This window comes from Caballeronia telluris (assembly GCF_001544495.1).
In the GTDB taxonomy this organism is placed as follows: Bacteria; Pseudomonadota; Gammaproteobacteria; order Burkholderiales; family Burkholderiaceae; genus Caballeronia; species Caballeronia telluris.
On sequence record NZ_FCNZ02000001.1, the window covers coordinates 1 to 15020 of the forward strand.

General features: G+C 61.6%; 13 protein-coding genes and 4 pseudogenes. 2 read left to right on the plus strand and 15 right to left on the minus strand.

What is annotated here, in order from left to right; all coding sequences use genetic code 11:
• Both AWB66_RS00005 and AWB66_RS00010 read right to left on the minus strand, forming a co-directional pair.
• A pseudogene (locus AWB66_RS00005) lies at positions 1-171 on the minus strand (alcohol dehydrogenase catalytic domain-containing protein); the annotation flags it as partial.
• A gap of 317 nt (positions 172-488) precedes the next feature.
• The gene (locus AWB66_RS00010) at positions 489-2036 is read right to left on the minus strand and encodes an EAL domain-containing protein (RefSeq protein ID WP_087628219.1); all 1548 of its coding nucleotides are present in this window, start codon (positions 2034-2036) and stop codon (positions 489-491) included.
• A gap of 345 nt (positions 2037-2381) precedes the next feature.
• Between AWB66_RS00010 and AWB66_RS00020 the strand changes: the two genes are divergently transcribed.
• Positions 2382-2642, plus strand: a complete 261-nt coding sequence (locus AWB66_RS00020; protein WP_087628221.1) for a hypothetical protein — start codon at positions 2382-2384, stop codon at positions 2640-2642.
• A 15-nt stretch (positions 2643-2657) separates the two neighbouring features.
• Positions 2658-2933 (plus strand): hypothetical protein, encoded by a 276-nt coding sequence (locus AWB66_RS33920; RefSeq protein ID WP_200818915.1) that lies wholly within the window; start codon positions 2658-2660, stop codon positions 2931-2933.
• Here AWB66_RS33920 and AWB66_RS00025 read toward each other — a convergent pair.
• The 13 genes and pseudogenes from AWB66_RS00025 to AWB66_RS00080 form a co-directional block, all read right to left on the minus strand.
• Positions 2862-3134, minus strand: coding sequence for a UBP-type zinc finger domain-containing protein (locus AWB66_RS00025; RefSeq protein WP_087628222.1), 273 nt, complete (start codon positions 3132-3134; stop codon positions 2862-2864). The two genes, AWB66_RS33920 and AWB66_RS00025, sit on opposite strands and share 72 nt — an antisense overlap.
• Before the next feature lie 56 nt (positions 3135-3190).
• On the minus strand, positions 3191-4600 hold the full coding sequence (locus AWB66_RS00030) for an NAD(P)/FAD-dependent oxidoreductase (protein WP_327353196.1): 1410 nt from the start codon (positions 4598-4600) through the stop codon (positions 3191-3193).
• Positions 4601-4736: 136 nt separating this feature from the next.
• A complete protein-coding gene (locus tag AWB66_RS00035; protein WP_087628224.1) occupies positions 4737-4979 on the minus strand; it encodes a hypothetical protein in 243 nt (80 codons plus the stop codon).
• A gap of 147 nt (positions 4980-5126) precedes the next feature.
• A complete protein-coding gene (locus tag AWB66_RS00040) occupies positions 5127-6272 on the minus strand; it encodes a glutathione-independent formaldehyde dehydrogenase (RefSeq protein ID WP_087628747.1) in 1146 nt (381 codons plus the stop codon).
• A 74-nt stretch (positions 6273-6346) separates the two neighbouring features.
• Complete coding sequence (locus AWB66_RS00045; RefSeq protein ID WP_200818894.1) at positions 6347-7561, minus strand: alkene reductase; 1215 nt, start codon at positions 7559-7561, stop codon at positions 6347-6349.
• A 117-nt stretch (positions 7562-7678) separates the two neighbouring features.
• A complete protein-coding gene (locus AWB66_RS00050) occupies positions 7679-10504 on the minus strand; it encodes an ATP-dependent Clp protease ATP-binding subunit (protein WP_087628225.1) in 2826 nt (941 codons plus the stop codon).
• Positions 10505-10786: 282 nt separating this feature from the next.
• Positions 10787-11392, minus strand: coding sequence for an Hsp20/alpha crystallin family protein (locus tag AWB66_RS00055; RefSeq protein WP_087628226.1), 606 nt, complete (start codon positions 11390-11392; stop codon positions 10787-10789).
• Positions 11393-11470: 78 nt separating this feature from the next.
• Positions 11471-11893: a PRC-barrel domain-containing protein gene (locus AWB66_RS00060; protein WP_087628227.1), complete on the minus strand. Its 423-nt coding sequence runs from the start codon at positions 11891-11893 to the stop codon at positions 11471-11473.
• A 52-nt stretch (positions 11894-11945) separates the two neighbouring features.
• The gene (locus AWB66_RS00065; RefSeq protein ID WP_087628228.1) at positions 11946-12521 is read right to left on the minus strand and encodes an HdeD family acid-resistance protein; all 576 of its coding nucleotides are present in this window, start codon (positions 12519-12521) and stop codon (positions 11946-11948) included.
• Between the two features lie 174 nt (positions 12522-12695).
• On the minus strand, positions 12696-13541 hold the full coding sequence (locus AWB66_RS00070; protein WP_087628229.1) for a helix-turn-helix domain-containing protein: 846 nt from the start codon (positions 13539-13541) through the stop codon (positions 12696-12698).
• A gap of 306 nt (positions 13542-13847) precedes the next feature.
• Positions 13848-13976 (minus strand): annotated as a pseudogene (locus tag AWB66_RS34165) (phosphate-starvation-inducible PsiE family protein); the annotation flags it as partial.
• Between the two features lie 358 nt (positions 13977-14334).
• A pseudogene (locus AWB66_RS34170) lies at positions 14335-14466 on the minus strand (CoA ester lyase); the annotation flags it as partial.
• Positions 14463-14606: pseudogene (locus AWB66_RS00080) on the minus strand (MmgE/PrpD family protein); the annotation flags it as partial. The pseudogenes AWB66_RS00080 and AWB66_RS34170, both read right to left, overlap by 4 nt.
• Positions 14607-15020: the final 414 nt, after the last annotated feature.

Consider the following 15020-nt stretch of genomic DNA (forward strand, 5'->3'; position numbering starts at 1 on the left):
GATGTCGCCGGCTTCCATGCCGGGCATAAAGCCGTCGTAGAGATGTAGATCCGAGCCGCAGATCGCGCACGACGTGATTTTGACGATCGCGTCGCGCGGATGCTCAATAGTGGGGTCCGGCACCGTATCGCATCGAATGTCCTTCTTGCCATGCCATCTGAGCGCTTTCATGTTGCCTCCAGGTCGCCGATAAGGGGAGCTTGGCCGGCAAGCGCAACAGCGCGGCTCTTGCACGGCATCCGTTCTGCCAGCAATGGACGTACCGCATGAAGCCGATGCGCAGTGCTTGCGAGGCATGGCGCGCGCACGCGACCCCTTCGGCTGGTGAGCGATGACGCACGGTTTCTTGGAGTCGAGCGAGCGTCGGCGCCGGTCCAGACAAGTGAAGGGCGATGTACTGAATGCTCTTGATGTACTAATCTTCGCGATGGAACGTCCGCTCTGTTACCCTCGTTTTCGGGGCGCAAGGGTTCGCCATAGACTCGCCACTAGGCAGTCGCCTCGTGTTGGCACAGTGGCGCAATCTGTCCGGCTGCCACGGGCCGCTGATAAAGGTACCCTTGTGCGAATGGCACTCCCGCTGCCAGCAACCTGGCGTGCTGGGATTCCGTCTCAACCCCTTCCGCGATGACCTGTAACCCGTAGTGCTTCGCGACTGAGACGATGCCCCTAAGGAGTTCGGCGTCACCCGTGTCGACCTGATTCACGAACTGACGGTCAATCTTTACATAGTCGAACTGGAAGCGACCAAGCAGATCCAGATTGCTGTGCTCGGTACCAAAGTCGTCGATCGCAAAACTGACTCCTATGGCCTTGAGTGCGTTGAAGACGGCTGCCGTGTGTGCGCTCTTGCCAAGCAGAAACCGCTCGGTCAGTTCGAGAACGAGACTGACACCCGTTGGCAGCTGGGCGGTCAGGGCTTCGACCTGGGCGACGAAGCCCTTGCGTTGCAGGTCGCGAGCTGCAACATTGACTGCGATGCGCAGGGGCATCGCGGGCGGTCGCTGGCCCATCTCGGCAACTGCTGTTTCCATCACGAATTGCGTAACCGGCCCAAGCAACTCGCTCGCTTCCACTTCCCCCATGAATGAGGCCGGATTTATCGCGCCCCATTTTGGGTGTTGCCACCTCAGCAACGCCTCGACGCCAACCACTGCGCGGCTGGCAGTCTCGATAATCGGCTGGTACACAACATGGAATTCGTTGCGCCGAAGCGCCTGACCCACTGCATTCAGCAGCAGTCGCCGCGGGGCAAAAGTGAGCAGGTAGGTCGCTGCGATCAGGCCGTCAAGCAGCAGGCCGACAGCCAGGCCCGCGATTCGGTACTTCCAGCGCATGCCTGAAATGAAACCATCGGAGGACGACACCAGGATGGCGAACGGCCAATTACGCGATGCCGCGCGCGTCGCGTATGCAGCGAGCGGCGTCGAAGCTGGCATGAAGGCTCCACGGGCATCGATACGCCCCGTATCCCTCACCGATATCGACGCAATCTGCGCGCCGTATCGGACACCGTGCGCAAGCGCATCGGCGAGATATTCACCTTCGACAATCGACAGCACACCCTTACCGGGGGCCGTCCGATTAAAAATGACAAGCACCGGGACCCCTGGTTGGTACCGTGTCTGGGCGAGAAGACCGATGCTGTCGCCACTGCTCACCGAGAGCGGATAATCCGACAGGGGAAGGTCGATGGGTCCAAGGGCGGAAGAGCAATAAAGACGGTCGCCGGATACCAGCGTGACGGCGCGGACATACCGCAGATAGGTTTCCAGATTGGCCAGCGGCGCCGCGACCTGGCTGCACGGTTTACCGGCGAGCGCAGCAAGGCCATTCCGACGTCGCGAACTGACGCTGTCCAGAATCCGGTCGACCGATTCAACCAAATCGTCACCGATCAATTGCTCATGGTCGGCTATCTGTACCTTCGCCTGGTGTTCGCTGAAAAGGATGGCCGCGAGCATGACCGCCGCGCCGCAGACGACGCACAGGAGCAACGACAGGCGCGCTGACGTTCGGTAAAGCCGCTTAGGCATAGGCATCACCCGGCTTGTCACCCAGCACTAAGTCGCCAAACTCCGCCAGCCGTCGCACTACTTGCCTGCTCGCGCGCTGCTGCATTTCGCCATCCCTAAAAACGCACTGGTCCGCGCGCCCTGTTTTGGGCTGGCCTGCAGCAGGTTGTGCCGTGTTCACGTGATTTTCTCTACCGACCTCTAAGCCCAAACCGGTCTTACGCCGAGTTCGAACATCCTGCCCATGTTTTGTTCACAAGTAAACGGTTACTATCGGCACTGGAAGCGTTTACTTAAATAAGGTAAACCCTATCGATACGCGAATAGGATTACCTCTTTTGTCAAATATAAACAGGAGGCAAAACGATGAACGAGATTGACGGTCTGGGCACGCTGACCCGGCAGCTTGAGGAAGCATCCCGCGCCTTCCAGGCGCTGGGCGGGGAACTCGCGCACGTCACCGTCGTGCGGGGCGACCAAGCGAGTGTGCAGGCGGCCATCGTGCAGATTGAAGCGACCATCGATCAGAAGGCCTCGCCCTATCAGGGCAATGAACTGGTGGAATCGATGGTTCAGCAGCTCAAAAAGCGGTATCGCGACGAGATTATCCGGCGCGGTCGTGACTGACCGATGAAGCGCGACATGGACCTGATCCGGGCATCGATGCTGAAGCGAGAGAGGATGTCTGTTCCACTGACCGGACTTAAGGTGATTGATGGTCAAGAGCCCTCGGTGCAAGCCGACGGCTACACTGCCCAAATCGCTATCACCTGTTGCTGCTCGAATGTCGAGCACGGCCACGTCGGGGGCCGATCTGGCGACCCGCTTCACGCGGGCGTCGTGTTGTCACGATTCAAGTTCGCCTACGACGATCTCGTCGCGATAGCACCAGATCCACGTTTCGCCGGGTTCGATTGACCGCACCAGCGGATGGCCGGTCGCGTGAAAATGCTTGCTTGCATGCCGGTTGGGCGACGAATCGCAACAGCCGACGTGTCCGCAAGAAAGACAAAGCCTCAAATGGACCCACGGCTGGCGAAGCTTGATGCATTCCTCGCAATAGTCGATGGGCGTGTGGAGAATGCGGGCCTCGCCTAAATGCGCGCAACCAGGGGTCATGATCGTACTCCTCGTATAGGTGCGCGCAGACGTGCGGATCAAGGTTGCGCTTACGCTCACGCGCTATTTAAATAGCGATGCACCAGCGCGACCGCCATAGCCCCCTCGCCGACTGCCGACGCAACACGCTTGATCGACGCGTGACGCACGTCGCCCGCTGCGAACACGCCAGGCACAGAGGTCTCCAGATGTAGCGGCGCGCGCTCAAGCGGCCATCTCAGGTTCGACCGATATTCCTGCAGGTCGGGACCGGTTACAAGATAGCCGCCTTCATCGCGGACAATACCAACCTCCTGCGCCCATTCGGTCTGGGGCACGCCACCAATGCAGACGAATAGCCAATTCGTCTTTACCGTCCGTCGCCGACCGGTGTGCACATCGGTCAGCGTGATTTCCTGCAACATGTCACTGCCTGCGAGCGCGGTAACTTCAGTGCTCGTGCAAATTTCAATGTTCGGCGCCGACGTGATGCGATCCACCAGGTATTGGGACAGCGTGTTCTTAAGCGATGCGCCGCGCACGAGCATATAGACGCGGTTGGCGGACTGCGAAAAATGCATGGCGGCCTGTCCCGCCGAATTGCCGCCGCCCACCACATAGACGTCTTCGCCTTGGATCAGCACCGCCTCACTCGCGCCGGCGCCGTAATAAAGGCCCGCGCCGAAAAAGCGCTCTTCACCTTCCACGCCGAGCGTGCGATATGCCACGCCGGTCGCGCAGATCGACGTGCGCGCCGTAATACGTGTGCCATCCTCGAGATACACGATGCCCTGGCCGGGCGGAAATTCCGCGCGCACGCCGGCGCGCGCCATCAGGATGTCCGCGCCGAACTTAACGGCCTGGATGCGCGCGCGTTCTGCCAGCTCCGCGCCGCTCACGCCCTGTGGAAAGCCCAGATAGTTCTCGATTTTAGAACTGCTGCCTGCCTGGCCGCCCACTGCCCAACGCTCCACCAGTACGGTGTGCAGCCCCTCCGATGCTCCGTACACCGCCGCGCTCAATCCCGCCGGTCCTGCGCCGTAGATCGCCAGATCGTAGGCCTCGCGGGATGGACTCGCAAACCAGCCCAGCTTCTCGGTAATTTGCCGGATGGTGGGACATTCGAGCCGCGTGCCGTCGTGAAAGACGCAGACCGGCAAGCGCGAATCGGAAAGATGCTGTACGTGCGCCAGTTCCTCCGCTTCTTTATCGCTGCTAAGTTCGATCCATTCAAACGGTATGTCGCAGCGATGCAGGAAGTCGCGTATCGCGTAGCCGTTGGCGCTGCGCATGCGTCCATAGATCCTGACCATGAAGATCCGCCTTTGAGGACGTTCAGGAGTGTCTTTCGTTTCATGCATTACACGAGCAGGCAGCCCGCCGCTAAATAACAGCGGTTGGCTATATCCTTGCATCGTAAAAGCATCGTAGCGCGGCGTCTTTCGCGATCCTGCCGGGATTTGTCGGCTTGCTGCTGAAGGTTCCATCCCATCAGTCGTGCGCCTTCCGGCTTATCGGCATGACGGACACTCATCTTCGCCTGCCCCGCGTCGGAGCGCTTCTGTTCTGCCCGTACCACAATCTCGTTGCTCGATGTTCAAAGATGGATTTACATGAGCCTCTTCAATCCGGAAGCGCGAACTCAGTACGCATGTCTTCGATCACTTTCTGGACGTGATGTACGCAATCTGCGCCGAGGTCATTAAGCGGCACTATGTTCCAGTTACGGCCGGAAGCGTCGGGCGGATGTCGCTCTGGTAGCGGTATGCGCACGCGCAAAGCCCCCGGCACGTCAGCGGCCATGTTCGCCAAACGGTTCTCCAATTCGTCGCGAATCTGCTCAGCGGTTTGAACGGTCTTCGACATTCGTCTGCCTCCCTCGCTCGCGCGTCAGGATAGTGACTGAACAGGCGGCTCGCACGGGTCCGGTAAAAAGCGGCGACCGGGTCGATGAAACCGGTCTTTGAACCCAGGTTGCCGGCGGTATCCACATCAAGCTCATGAGAAATGCTCTCATCCTCCAGGCTTCAGGATTACTTTCGTCCAGCCTTGGTCACGCGAGTCGAAGTGCTGGTAGGCCTCCGGCGCCTTGCTCAGTTCGATCTCATGTGAAACGATAAACGAGGGCTTCGCCCTACCGGCATGAATCAGGTCGCGCAGCTGGCGGTTATAGGCTTTGACATTGCACTGCCCGGTGGCGATATGCTGGCCCTTAAACCAGCACATCCCCCAGTCGAACACGATCTCACCTTTCTTAGCCAGGTCATCGGATGCGCCGGGATCCTGCGGCGTGAATACGCCGACCACACCAATGCCGCCGGTGAACTTCACCGATTGGACGAGATTGTTCATGGTCAGATTCGGAATCTCCTGTCCGGCGGGATCATGGCATTGGTAGCCGACGCACTCGCAGCCGACATCGGCGCCCAGGCCATGGGTAAGCTCCATGACGCGATCGACCGGATTGCACTTCGAATCGTCGATGGCGACCGCGCCTATTGATTCCGCCAGCTGGAGCCGGTCGGGATGGCGATCGACGACCATCACATTGCAGGCGCCCTTGATCATCGCTGCATGCGCGGCCATCAGCCCCACGGGACCCGAGCCGTAAATGACGACGGCATCGCCCGGCCGCATGCCAGCAAGCTCGGTGGCATGCCAGCCGGTCGGAAAGATATCGGCAACCATCACATAGTCGCTCTGCTTTTCCTCGGCATCGGGAGGCAGCTTCAGGCAGTTGAAATCGGCCCAGGGAACGCGCAGGTATTCCGCCTGTCCGCCCTGATAAGGTCCCATGTCGGCGAAGCCGAAGGCGGCGCCTGCCATGCCCGGCTGAGGATTGGCGGTCAGGCAGAATGCGGTTAGTCCCTTTTCGCAATTCCGGCAATGGCCACAGCTGATATTGAATGGCATGCAGACCCAGTCCCCGACTTTAAGGCGCTCAACGGCCGGCCCCACTTCCTTGATCTGGCCGAGGTTCTCGTGTCCGAAAACCCTCCCTGTCTCGAAGTCGGTCCTGCCTTCGAACATATGCAGATCCGAACCGCAGATATTGGTGCTTCTGATCTGCACGATCGCATCAGTCGGCCGCTCGATCTTGGGATCAGGCACGTTTTCCACGCTGACATCGCGCGGCCCTCTATAGACGACAGCTTTCATCGCTTCCTCCAGTTTTACATGCGTGCCTGCCCGAATCGCCGCCTGACGCCAGCAAGCGCGGCAGTCAGCGACGGTCATCTCCAACGCCCATCGATGACGGACCGTGGCGTCTCCCCGCGCTCCTGCGCGAGCGATGGATAGTCGGTATAGCCGCGCTCGCCGCCTCCGTAGAACGTGGACGGATCCGGCGAATTGAGCGGAGCGTGCAACCGCAGGCGTTCCGGCAGGTCGGGATTGGCGATGAACAAGCGTCCGAACGCGATCAGGTCTGCGTTGCCGTCCTCAAGCCATTTCTCCGCACTGCCGCCGTCGAACCCGCCCGCGACCATCAATACACCACGATAGGTGCGGCGTATCATCTCGCTCATGCGTTTCGCGCGCTGTATGAAAGCGACATCCTCACCGGTCGCCGCTAGCGCGGGATTGACGATGTGCAAATAGGCCAGCCGGTATCGATTGAGCTTCTCGATAACGTAAGAAAAGGTCGCCTCGGGATCGTCGTCGTGCATGTCGTTGAAGGCGCCAAGAGGAGAGAGCCGTACCCCGACCTTTTCCGGCCCCCACACTTCGCAAACCGTTTCGATCACCTCGAATAGCAGCTTGGCCCGACGCTCGCTCGATCCGCCGTATTCGTCCGGGCGGCGGTTCGTGCCGGACGACAGAAACTGGTCGAGCAGATATCCGTTCGCTCCGTGCACTTCGACGCCGTCCATGCCGGCAGCCTTTGCGTTGCGCGCACCCCTGAAGTATTGGCGCACGAGATACGGCATCTCTTCGACCTGCAGCGCGCGAGGCGTGATGCAGGGAGCAACGACACCTTCGCCGCGCTCGTTCTCGATGAACGCCTCCGCTTTCGGCTGGACCGCGGAGGGCGCAACGGGCAACATTTCATCGGGCTGCAAGGAGGGGTGCGATATGCGTCCGACGTGCCAGAGTTGCATGAACATCAAACCGCCCGCCTCGTGCACGGCGTCCGCCACGAGCCGCCAGCCTTCGACTTGTTCGCGACTATGGATCCCAGGCGTCCACGCATAGCCCTGTCCTTGCATCGACACCTGCGTCGCCTCACTGATGATGAGCGCGGCCGCCGCGCGCTGCGCGTAATAACAGGCGTTGAGCTGCGATGGTATGTTGCCTGGTCGGCTCGCGCGCGAACGCGTAAGCGGCGCCATCACGACACGATGACGCAGGTTGTGCGGTCCCACCTTTAGGGGTTCGAAGAGCTTACGCAGCGGCGTTGGTCCGTCGTGTTGCCGGGCTTCCCCGGGCGCGATTTCCGTATCAGGCATAAATTCGCTCCTTCTGTTCTTGACGCGGCCCGAAAAGCGCTGCCATAGACGCATCGAAGCGTCGGCGTCAAATCACACCGGCAAGCCGCACAAGCGGTATCGCCTTAAAGCCTTCCATCACGCATGCGCCGGTTTCTGCTTCGCATGGCGTGCCGCTTGCGCATCGGCGGACTGCTTCTGCACACGCACGGCATTCGCACCCGAGTCGTAGGTCATTGTGACCGTGTCACCGTCGCGAACGTCGCCCCGCAGCAGCGCATCGGCGAGTTGCGATTCCACTTCCGCCCGGATCTTGCGCTTGAGCATGCGTGCGCCGAACTCGGGGTCATAGCCGATCTCCGCGAGATGATTACGCAATGAATCGTCGAACGACAACTCGATGTTTTGCCCGGCCGCAGTGCGCTGCACGCGCGCGAGTTGCAGATCGACGATGCGGCGAATCTGCTCCTTGCCGAGCGCATGGAACACGACGACTTCATCAACCCGGTTCAGGAACTCGGGCCTGAAGTGATGCCGCAGTACTTCCATCAAACGGTCGCGCAGCGCCGGGTAGTCGAGCTGCTTCTTGTCGGAGCGCACGTTGTCCTGGATCATCTGCGAACCGATATTGCTCGTCGCGATGATGATCGTGTTCGTGAAATCGACGAGACGGCCCTTGCCGTCGGTGAGGCGGCCTTCGTCGAAAAGCTGCAGCAGGATGTTGTGCACCTCCGAATGCGCCTTTTCGATCTCGTCGAGCAGCACCACGCTATACGGGCGGCGCCGCACCCGCTCGGTCAACTGGCCGCCTTCCTCATAGCCGACATAGCCCGGAGGCGCGCCCACCAGCCGCGCTACGGTATGCCGCTCGGAGTACTCGCTCATGTCGATTCGCACCAGCGCGTTCTCGTCGCCGAACACCGAGGCGGCGAGCGCTTTGGCGAGTTCGGTCTTGCCCACGCCGGTCGGTCCGAGAAAAAGGAAGCTCGCGGTCGGCTTGCCGCCTTCGGTGAGGCCGGCGCGTGACAGTCGGACCGCCTTCGCGACGGCGCTGACCGCCTCGTCCTGGCCGACCACACGTTCCTTCAGGCGGTCTTCGAGACGCAGCAGCTTCTCGCGGTCCTCAGCGGTGAGTTCGGACACCGGCACGCCGGTGAGCGACGCCACGATCTGCGCGATGTCCTCCGCCGTCACCTCTTGAGAACTGGTGCCGCGTTCCTTCTTCCACGCTTCGGTCGCATCGCTCAGGCGCTTCTGTTCGGAGACGAGCTTGTCTTCCAGTTCCTTCGCCTTGTCGAACCGCTTGGCGGCGCTTGCCGAGTCCTGTTCCTGGCGCGTGCGGCGGATGGTCGCCTCGATGTCGCGCAGTTGCGTCGGCCGGGAATTCGACGAGATGCGCACGCGAGCGGCCGCCTGGTCGAGCAGGTCGATGGCCTTGTCCGGCAGGAAGCGCGCGGCGATATAGCGGTCCGACAGCTTCGCCGCCGCCGCGATGGCTTCCTCGGTGATCTTGACCTTGTGATGCGCTTCAAGCCGGTCACGCAGTCCACGCAGGATTTCGATGGTTTCCGCGACGCTCGGCTCGGGTACGTTCACCGGCTGGAAGCGCCGCTCAAGCGCGGAGTCCTTTTCGATGTACTTCTGGTATTCGTTGAGCGTCGTGGCGCCCACCAGATGCAGTTCGCCACGCGCGAGCGCCGGCTTGAAGATGTTGCCGATATCGAGCCCGCCTTCGCCGCCGCCCTGACCGGCACCGACGATCGTATGCAGTTCATCGATGAAGACGATCAACCGGTCCTGGTTCTCGACGATCTCATCGAGCACCTGCTTCACGCGCTCTTCGAACTCGCCGCGATACTTTGCCCCCGCCACCACGCTGTTGATATTCAACTCGACGACGCGCTTGCCGCGCAGCACTTCTGGCACCTGGTCCTGGGCGATCCGCTGCGCGAGACCTTCGACGATCGCCGTTTTGCCGACGCCCGGTTCGCCGATCAGCACCGGATTGTTCTTGCGCCGACGCGCAAGGACTTCGATAGTCGTTTCGATTTCCTTGTCGCGGCCAATCACCGGATCGAGCTTGCCGCGCCGTGCAAGATCGCTCAGATCGCGCGCGTACTTGTCGAGCGTCGGCGTGGTGGAGCGGCCCTCGACGGTGCCTTCCTCGGCGCCCTTGCCGACCACCTTGACCGTCCTCTGCCGTAGCGCATGCGACGATAGCCCGTACTTGCGCAACAGCTCGCCCGCGAAGCCGTCTTCCTCTTCCACGAGCCCGATCAGGATGTGCTCCGGTCCGACGTAGCTGTGGCCGAGTTCCCGCGACGCGGTGAGCGCATTTTCAAGCGCGCTTTTCGCGCGCGGCGATACGCCGATGCGTTCCTCGTCCGTCTTTTCGGCGCGGGTGCCGCGCGGTGCGTTCTGATCGATGTTCTTCTTGATCTCTTCAGGATCGAGCTTGAATTCGCGCAGAATCTCCTGCACCACGTTGTTGTCGGCGAGTGCGAGCAGCAGATGCTCGGTATCGACTTCCGACTTGCCGAACTCGACCGCCTTTTGCGCGGCCGCCTGCAAGCGCTCCAGGCCGCTCTCGCTCAGGAACGTCTGCAGGTCGACCGCTTCGCGCGCTCGCCGATGCCGACGCGGCCGGCCGCCGGGACGCCGCTCGCGTTCGCCCCCCGCCTCGCCGCCGCCCCCGCCTTCTCCAGCACTCGCGCGCGTCTCGTCGGCCTCGCCGAGAGGCTGCCAGCCGCCGCGCCTGCCTTCGAGCGGCGACCACATGTCGTCGAAGAGACTTTCGAAGAGGCCGCCGTGAAAGAGCGATTCGAGCGGCGAGAGGCTGCGCTGGTTGCGGGCCATGAACTGCATGTAGTGCTCGTCGCACAGGGTCAACTGACGGCGCTGGCCGTTCTCGGTGATCGTGATCTGCGAGGTCGCCGGTTTGCCGCAAATGCTGCAAGTAGCCATGATGTCCTCCGTGGGGAGCAGGGGATGGTTGAAGGCGAGGGATCTTGAGGGTCGTGCTCCGCAGCGCGAACCGCAGCTTCACGCGATACTTGTCGCCCATGCGTCTCGCATCCTTCTCGTCACGGGCCACAGCCTGACGAGATTCGTTGCGAAGCACCGCAGGTGCCGCTTGAAACGATGCTCGCCCAGTTCCGCGATCCTGTCTTCGACGGCTTCACGCACGATACCGCCGAGGCGACGAAAGCTGACGAGCTGTCCACGATGTCTCTGTACGCAGTCGCGCTATTTGATCTCGAGGCGGCGCTTCGCCGCGGGTTCATTGGCCGCTTTGGGTAGCCGCACGGTGAGTACGCCGTTCTCGAACTTCGCTTCGGCGCGTTCGAGATCGACGCCGGAGGGAAGCGGAATCGCGCGCTGGAACTGTCCGAACGCCCGCTCCACTCGGTAGCAGCCCTTCTCGTCGCTCTTCGATTCGATGCGCTTGTCGCCGGTCAGCACCAGCATGTCCTCGACGACTTCGAGCTCTACGTCCTCACGCGACAGACCTGGCAACTCGGCCACGATCCGCAGTGCGTCGCCGTCGTCGACCACGTCGAGGCGCGGCTGGAAGCGGCTGGGACTGAAGTCGCCGAACCAGTTGCCGAGCGGTCCCATCCCGCCGAACGGATCGCGTATCAGATCGGTGAGAAGATGCAGGGGATCGGGCAGTGGCCAGCGCGCCGCTTCGAACGATGCCGGCCATGCGGACGCGGCCGCATCCGGGGTCGACGGCGCGGGGGCTTGCTGTGAGGCGGCGGGCGTGGCGTTCAGCTTCGCGCCCGCGCTTTTTTCTTCGGGGCTCTTGCGCAGGAAACGGAAGGGATTCCACTTATCGAGGTCCAATAGCATTGCTATGCTCCTTGTCTCAATGAGCCGCCAAAGCAGCCCGAATCTTAGTGAGTCGTGCCCCGGCGTTCGCGGCCGATGTCAGCCCTTGGCATATTCGAACTCCGGCAGTTTTTTCAGTGCGTCCTTGTTTGCGCCGACCAAGATTGCCTTCGGCGCCATCTGCTTGAACTGTTGAATGGGGATGGCGACGCGGTGCGCCGCCATCCCGAGAAAGCCGCCCACGTCGATAATCGCGGCCGACAGCGAGCCATTGGGTGCGACAATCAGGTCGTCGACGCGGCCTATCTTTTCGTTCTTTTCGTTGTAGACGTCCGTATGGATGATCTTCGATGCGCGCCAGCCCGTTGCGACCAGTTGCGCTTCGGTGACGGTCACGCCGAGCGTCGCCTTGCCGGCGACGGGCGCATCCTGCGCGGTTGCGTCGCCGCCCGCTAAGCCACCAGCGCATAGCGCAAGCAAGAGTGTCGACAGCCTTGCGGCCGATGTGAGGTTAGTCTTCATGGCGTTCTCCAGAATGCCCAACGGGATACAGGACACCGCGCGCAGGACGCGCTCACGAGTGCAGCGGCGTGTTTTGCTTGTCGCGAAGGACGGCGCTGCGCCAGTTCCGTGCGCCGAGGCCAAGGACGAGCAGAAGCGCGCCGGTCACGATCGCGTAGGTGCCGATCATCCAGACGAGGGCGAGCGCTCCAGCACCCGGAACGACCAGCACGACGATGCCGAACAACACCGACAAGATGCCGATGAAGAACAGCAGCCACTGTGTGCGGCCGCGCCTTTTCAGCCGGACCCAGGCGATGAGGTCGAGCACTCCGGTGACGATGGCGTTCGCGCCCATCACGGCGATCAGCACGAAGGCCGTGACGCCCGGCGCCGCGACGGCAATCAGGCCCGCAGCGATCGTGCACAGGCCGAGCAGCAAGGGGATCCACCAGTCGGTGTGCATCGAACGATGTCGGATCGCCGCGCTGACCGCCGCGACGCCGCCGATGAGTGCATACGCTGCGAACATCGCAACCAGAAGCAGCAGCGTGAGGCCAGGCCAGAGGAGCGCCAGGAGGCCGAATAGGATTCCCGCGGCGCCACGCAGCGCGAGCATCCACCATGCGCGTCCGAGCAGTTCGTCCATCGTTGGGTTCCTCGGTCGGATTGCCGGTATCCGGCTAATACACCGCGCGCAATTCTTAGGCGGCGCATATTCGTTAAGCCTACATCCGCAACCCACGCGCTTCTTTCGGGTTCTTGCCCAGAGGTGTCGGAATTCTGCGCTTGTCGGCTGCCCGCGGATCGATTCTTGAGAGCATCACCGGCTCGTCGGGAGTTGATGCGCAAGGCGGAAAGCGCGGGGCGTGCAACCCGTATATCGATGAAACACCTCGGTAAAGTGCTGCTGAGTCTGAAAGCCCGCGCGTGCAGCGACATCGATCAGCGGGAGGCTCCCTTCCGAAAGCATCGACTGCGCTAACCTCAACCTTTCGGTTGTCAGGTAGAAGTGCGGCGGATGCCCGGTCGCGTTTTTGAAAGCTCGCGCAAAATGCGACGCGCTCATGTGCAGAAGCGCGGCGAGGTGCTCGATCTGGATGTTCTCCGCAATGTGCTCATGTATGAAACGTTCCACGACGCTTAGCTTGGTCTGGGAAAGACTCGTACCCGCGCCGCCCATATCGGCGTTGCGCCCGTACCTGCAGGCAAGATGAAGTGCGATCACGTCGGCGTACGAGGCGAGGCACACGGGGTCGAATCTATTTCCGGAGCGCAACACAGTAAGCGTGCCGGCCGCTTCGCGCAGGAAAGGATCCCACGCCTTGAACCAGCACGGGATATTGCAAGCCGTTCTGCCGAGCGCCTTCCGAGCGGTGTCCCGCAGCCTGGCCGAATCGAGCGCGATGACAAGACCGCGCGGATCGTCGTCGTGCTCCAGTTCGATGCGAGCCCACGCCGGCACGATTGCGATGAACGGCGCACTGACGCTCATTTGCTGGCGGGCGCGCGCGCTGGCGCCAACGGTGCTCGCATGCGCGGTGGTCCGGTCGGCCGGGATGACACAGCAGATCCACTGCGCCGACCTCACGGCCCCGTCCGTGCGCGACGCGCCGATCGAGTGGCAGCGAAGACATTGCAACTGTGAAAAACGAGGAAGTTGCTCCATGGTGCGCGGTTCTCCAAGGAGGCGGGGCTCTAAGTGGTGACGGTCGAATATTAGCGTTCAGTTTCCGTCTACGCTAAGTTGGCTTTGTTATATGCATGTGAGCAGGCCCTGCATCGTCGTCGCCACAAATTCGGCTTAGGCCCGATGCACACGGCGCAGCGGCCAAGGCATCGAAAAGGAGCGGGTACATAAGGAACGGGTTACGGACGTTACGTAGCTCGCGGGCGTTAAGCGGGATCGCCCGCCGCCGCGCGACGATCGAGCAAGAACCCGTAAGTGATCAGTGATCGGAGCGAAAGTACGTAGTCAGACGGGATCGTCGCGCTGTCGCATCAGCCAGTAGACGCTGCCCGGCGCGACCAACGCGGCCGCGAGCGCGGCAATGCGAGCCGGGTCCGTGGCTGGATCGAGAATGATGAATTTCGTTCGATATGCCGCTCGATCAACTGCGCGCTATATGACACATCCGTGAATAACTCAGAGCGATTGCAGGACCGGCCGAGGCCGATGACGACGATGCCGGTACAACACTGCGTCCGCGTCTGGCGCCGTAGCGTCGCTTCGCCGTTTCGTTAGCTATCCTATCGTTGCGCAATTTTGTCTGGTGTTCCAAGCCTAGTCGTCAAGCCTTAACGGCGCGGCCATGCCTGATACAAATACCCCCTGCGAACTATCTTGCGCGCGTTAAAAAGCGGAGTGCCTCGAGTTTAGGCATTATCGCGTTTCGCCCCTTTCATCGCTCTCAAATCAAATCGATGAGCCAGTCGCCGGTCGTGTGATCGCCCGGCCTTCCTCAGTGCGCGCCCACAATTCGTCGCGCCTTCAAGATCACGGGCATATCGGCCATCTTTCCGTCTATAGCCACCACCGCACCGCCGCTTGCGTCCAACGCCCGCAGAACGCGTTCGGCCCAAGCCTGCTCGGCCGTGCGCCCTTGCCTCCCAGCGTCGATCCAAGCCAGTCGACATACAGGTTCACCGTGCGCTCCACGACGTGCTGCGGAATATCATCGAAATGAATGGATGCCGCGAAGGTAGCGAGCGTCCGGCTCGGATGATCGGTCATCATGGTGATCGCGTGAGAGGGTTAGATGGTGCCGGCTTCGCGTAACGCCTGGATCTGCGAGCTTTCGTAGCCGAGCTCGCGCAGGATGGCGTCGGTGTGTTCGCCCAGCGGCGGCAGGCCGAAGCCTGCGCTCCTTCGTGCAGCGTGGCGCGGTCCTTCTTCTGCGCCTCGGACGCGTGATCGCGCCGGTACTCGTTCCTGTAGTCCCGGTCCTTCGGTCCTGCCCCATTGCGTCCTCCGTGCTGTGAATGAGCAGTCCGTCAAGCCATCGACTGAACGGGCAATCCGTCATATTTCAGAAAGCAGGATCGGACCTGATCTGTCCCGACGTAAAAATGACAGCATGGGATGAACGATCCATCACGTCCTTTACGCGGACGGGTTATGCTTTTCCCTCGTCGCGCCGTGCGGGGA

Coding starts and splice junctions, on each gene's coding strand:
- AWB66_RS00010 (WP_087628219.1), bottom strand. CDS start 2,036: ATGCCTAAGCGGCTTTACCGAACGTCAGCGCGCCTGTCGTTGCTCCTG.
- AWB66_RS00020 (WP_087628221.1), top strand. CDS start 2,382: ATGAACGAGATTGACGGTCTGGGCACGCTGACCCGGCAGCTTGAGGAA.
- AWB66_RS33920 (WP_200818915.1), top strand. CDS start 2,658: ATGGACCTGATCCGGGCATCGATGCTGAAGCGAGAGAGGATGTCTGTT.
- AWB66_RS00025 (WP_087628222.1), bottom strand. CDS start 3,134: ATGACCCCTGGTTGCGCGCATTTAGGCGAGGCCCGCATTCTCCACACG.
- AWB66_RS00030 (WP_327353196.1), bottom strand. CDS start 4,600: ATGGAACCTTCAGCAGCAAGCCGACAAATCCCGGCAGGATCGCGAAAG.
- AWB66_RS00035 (WP_087628224.1), bottom strand. CDS start 4,979: ATGTCGAAGACCGTTCAAACCGCTGAGCAGATTCGCGACGAATTGGAG.
- AWB66_RS00040 (WP_087628747.1), bottom strand. CDS start 6,272: ATGAAAGCTGTCGTCTATAGAGGGCCGCGCGATGTCAGCGTGGAAAAC.
- AWB66_RS00045 (WP_200818894.1), bottom strand. CDS start 7,561: ATGCCTGATACGGAAATCGCGCCCGGGGAAGCCCGGCAACACGACGGA.
- AWB66_RS00050 (WP_087628225.1), bottom strand. CDS start 10,504: ATGGCTACTTGCAGCATTTGCGGCAAACCGGCGACCTCGCAGATCACG.
- AWB66_RS00055 (WP_087628226.1), bottom strand. CDS start 11,392: ATGCTATTGGACCTCGATAAGTGGAATCCCTTCCGTTTCCTGCGCAAG.
- AWB66_RS00060 (WP_087628227.1), bottom strand. CDS start 11,893: ATGAAGACTAACCTCACATCGGCCGCAAGGCTGTCGACACTCTTGCTT.
- AWB66_RS00065 (WP_087628228.1), bottom strand. CDS start 12,521: ATGGACGAACTGCTCGGACGCGCATGGTGGATGCTCGCGCTGCGTGGC.
- AWB66_RS00070 (WP_087628229.1), bottom strand. CDS start 13,541: ATGGAGCAACTTCCTCGTTTTTCACAGTTGCAATGTCTTCGCTGCCAC.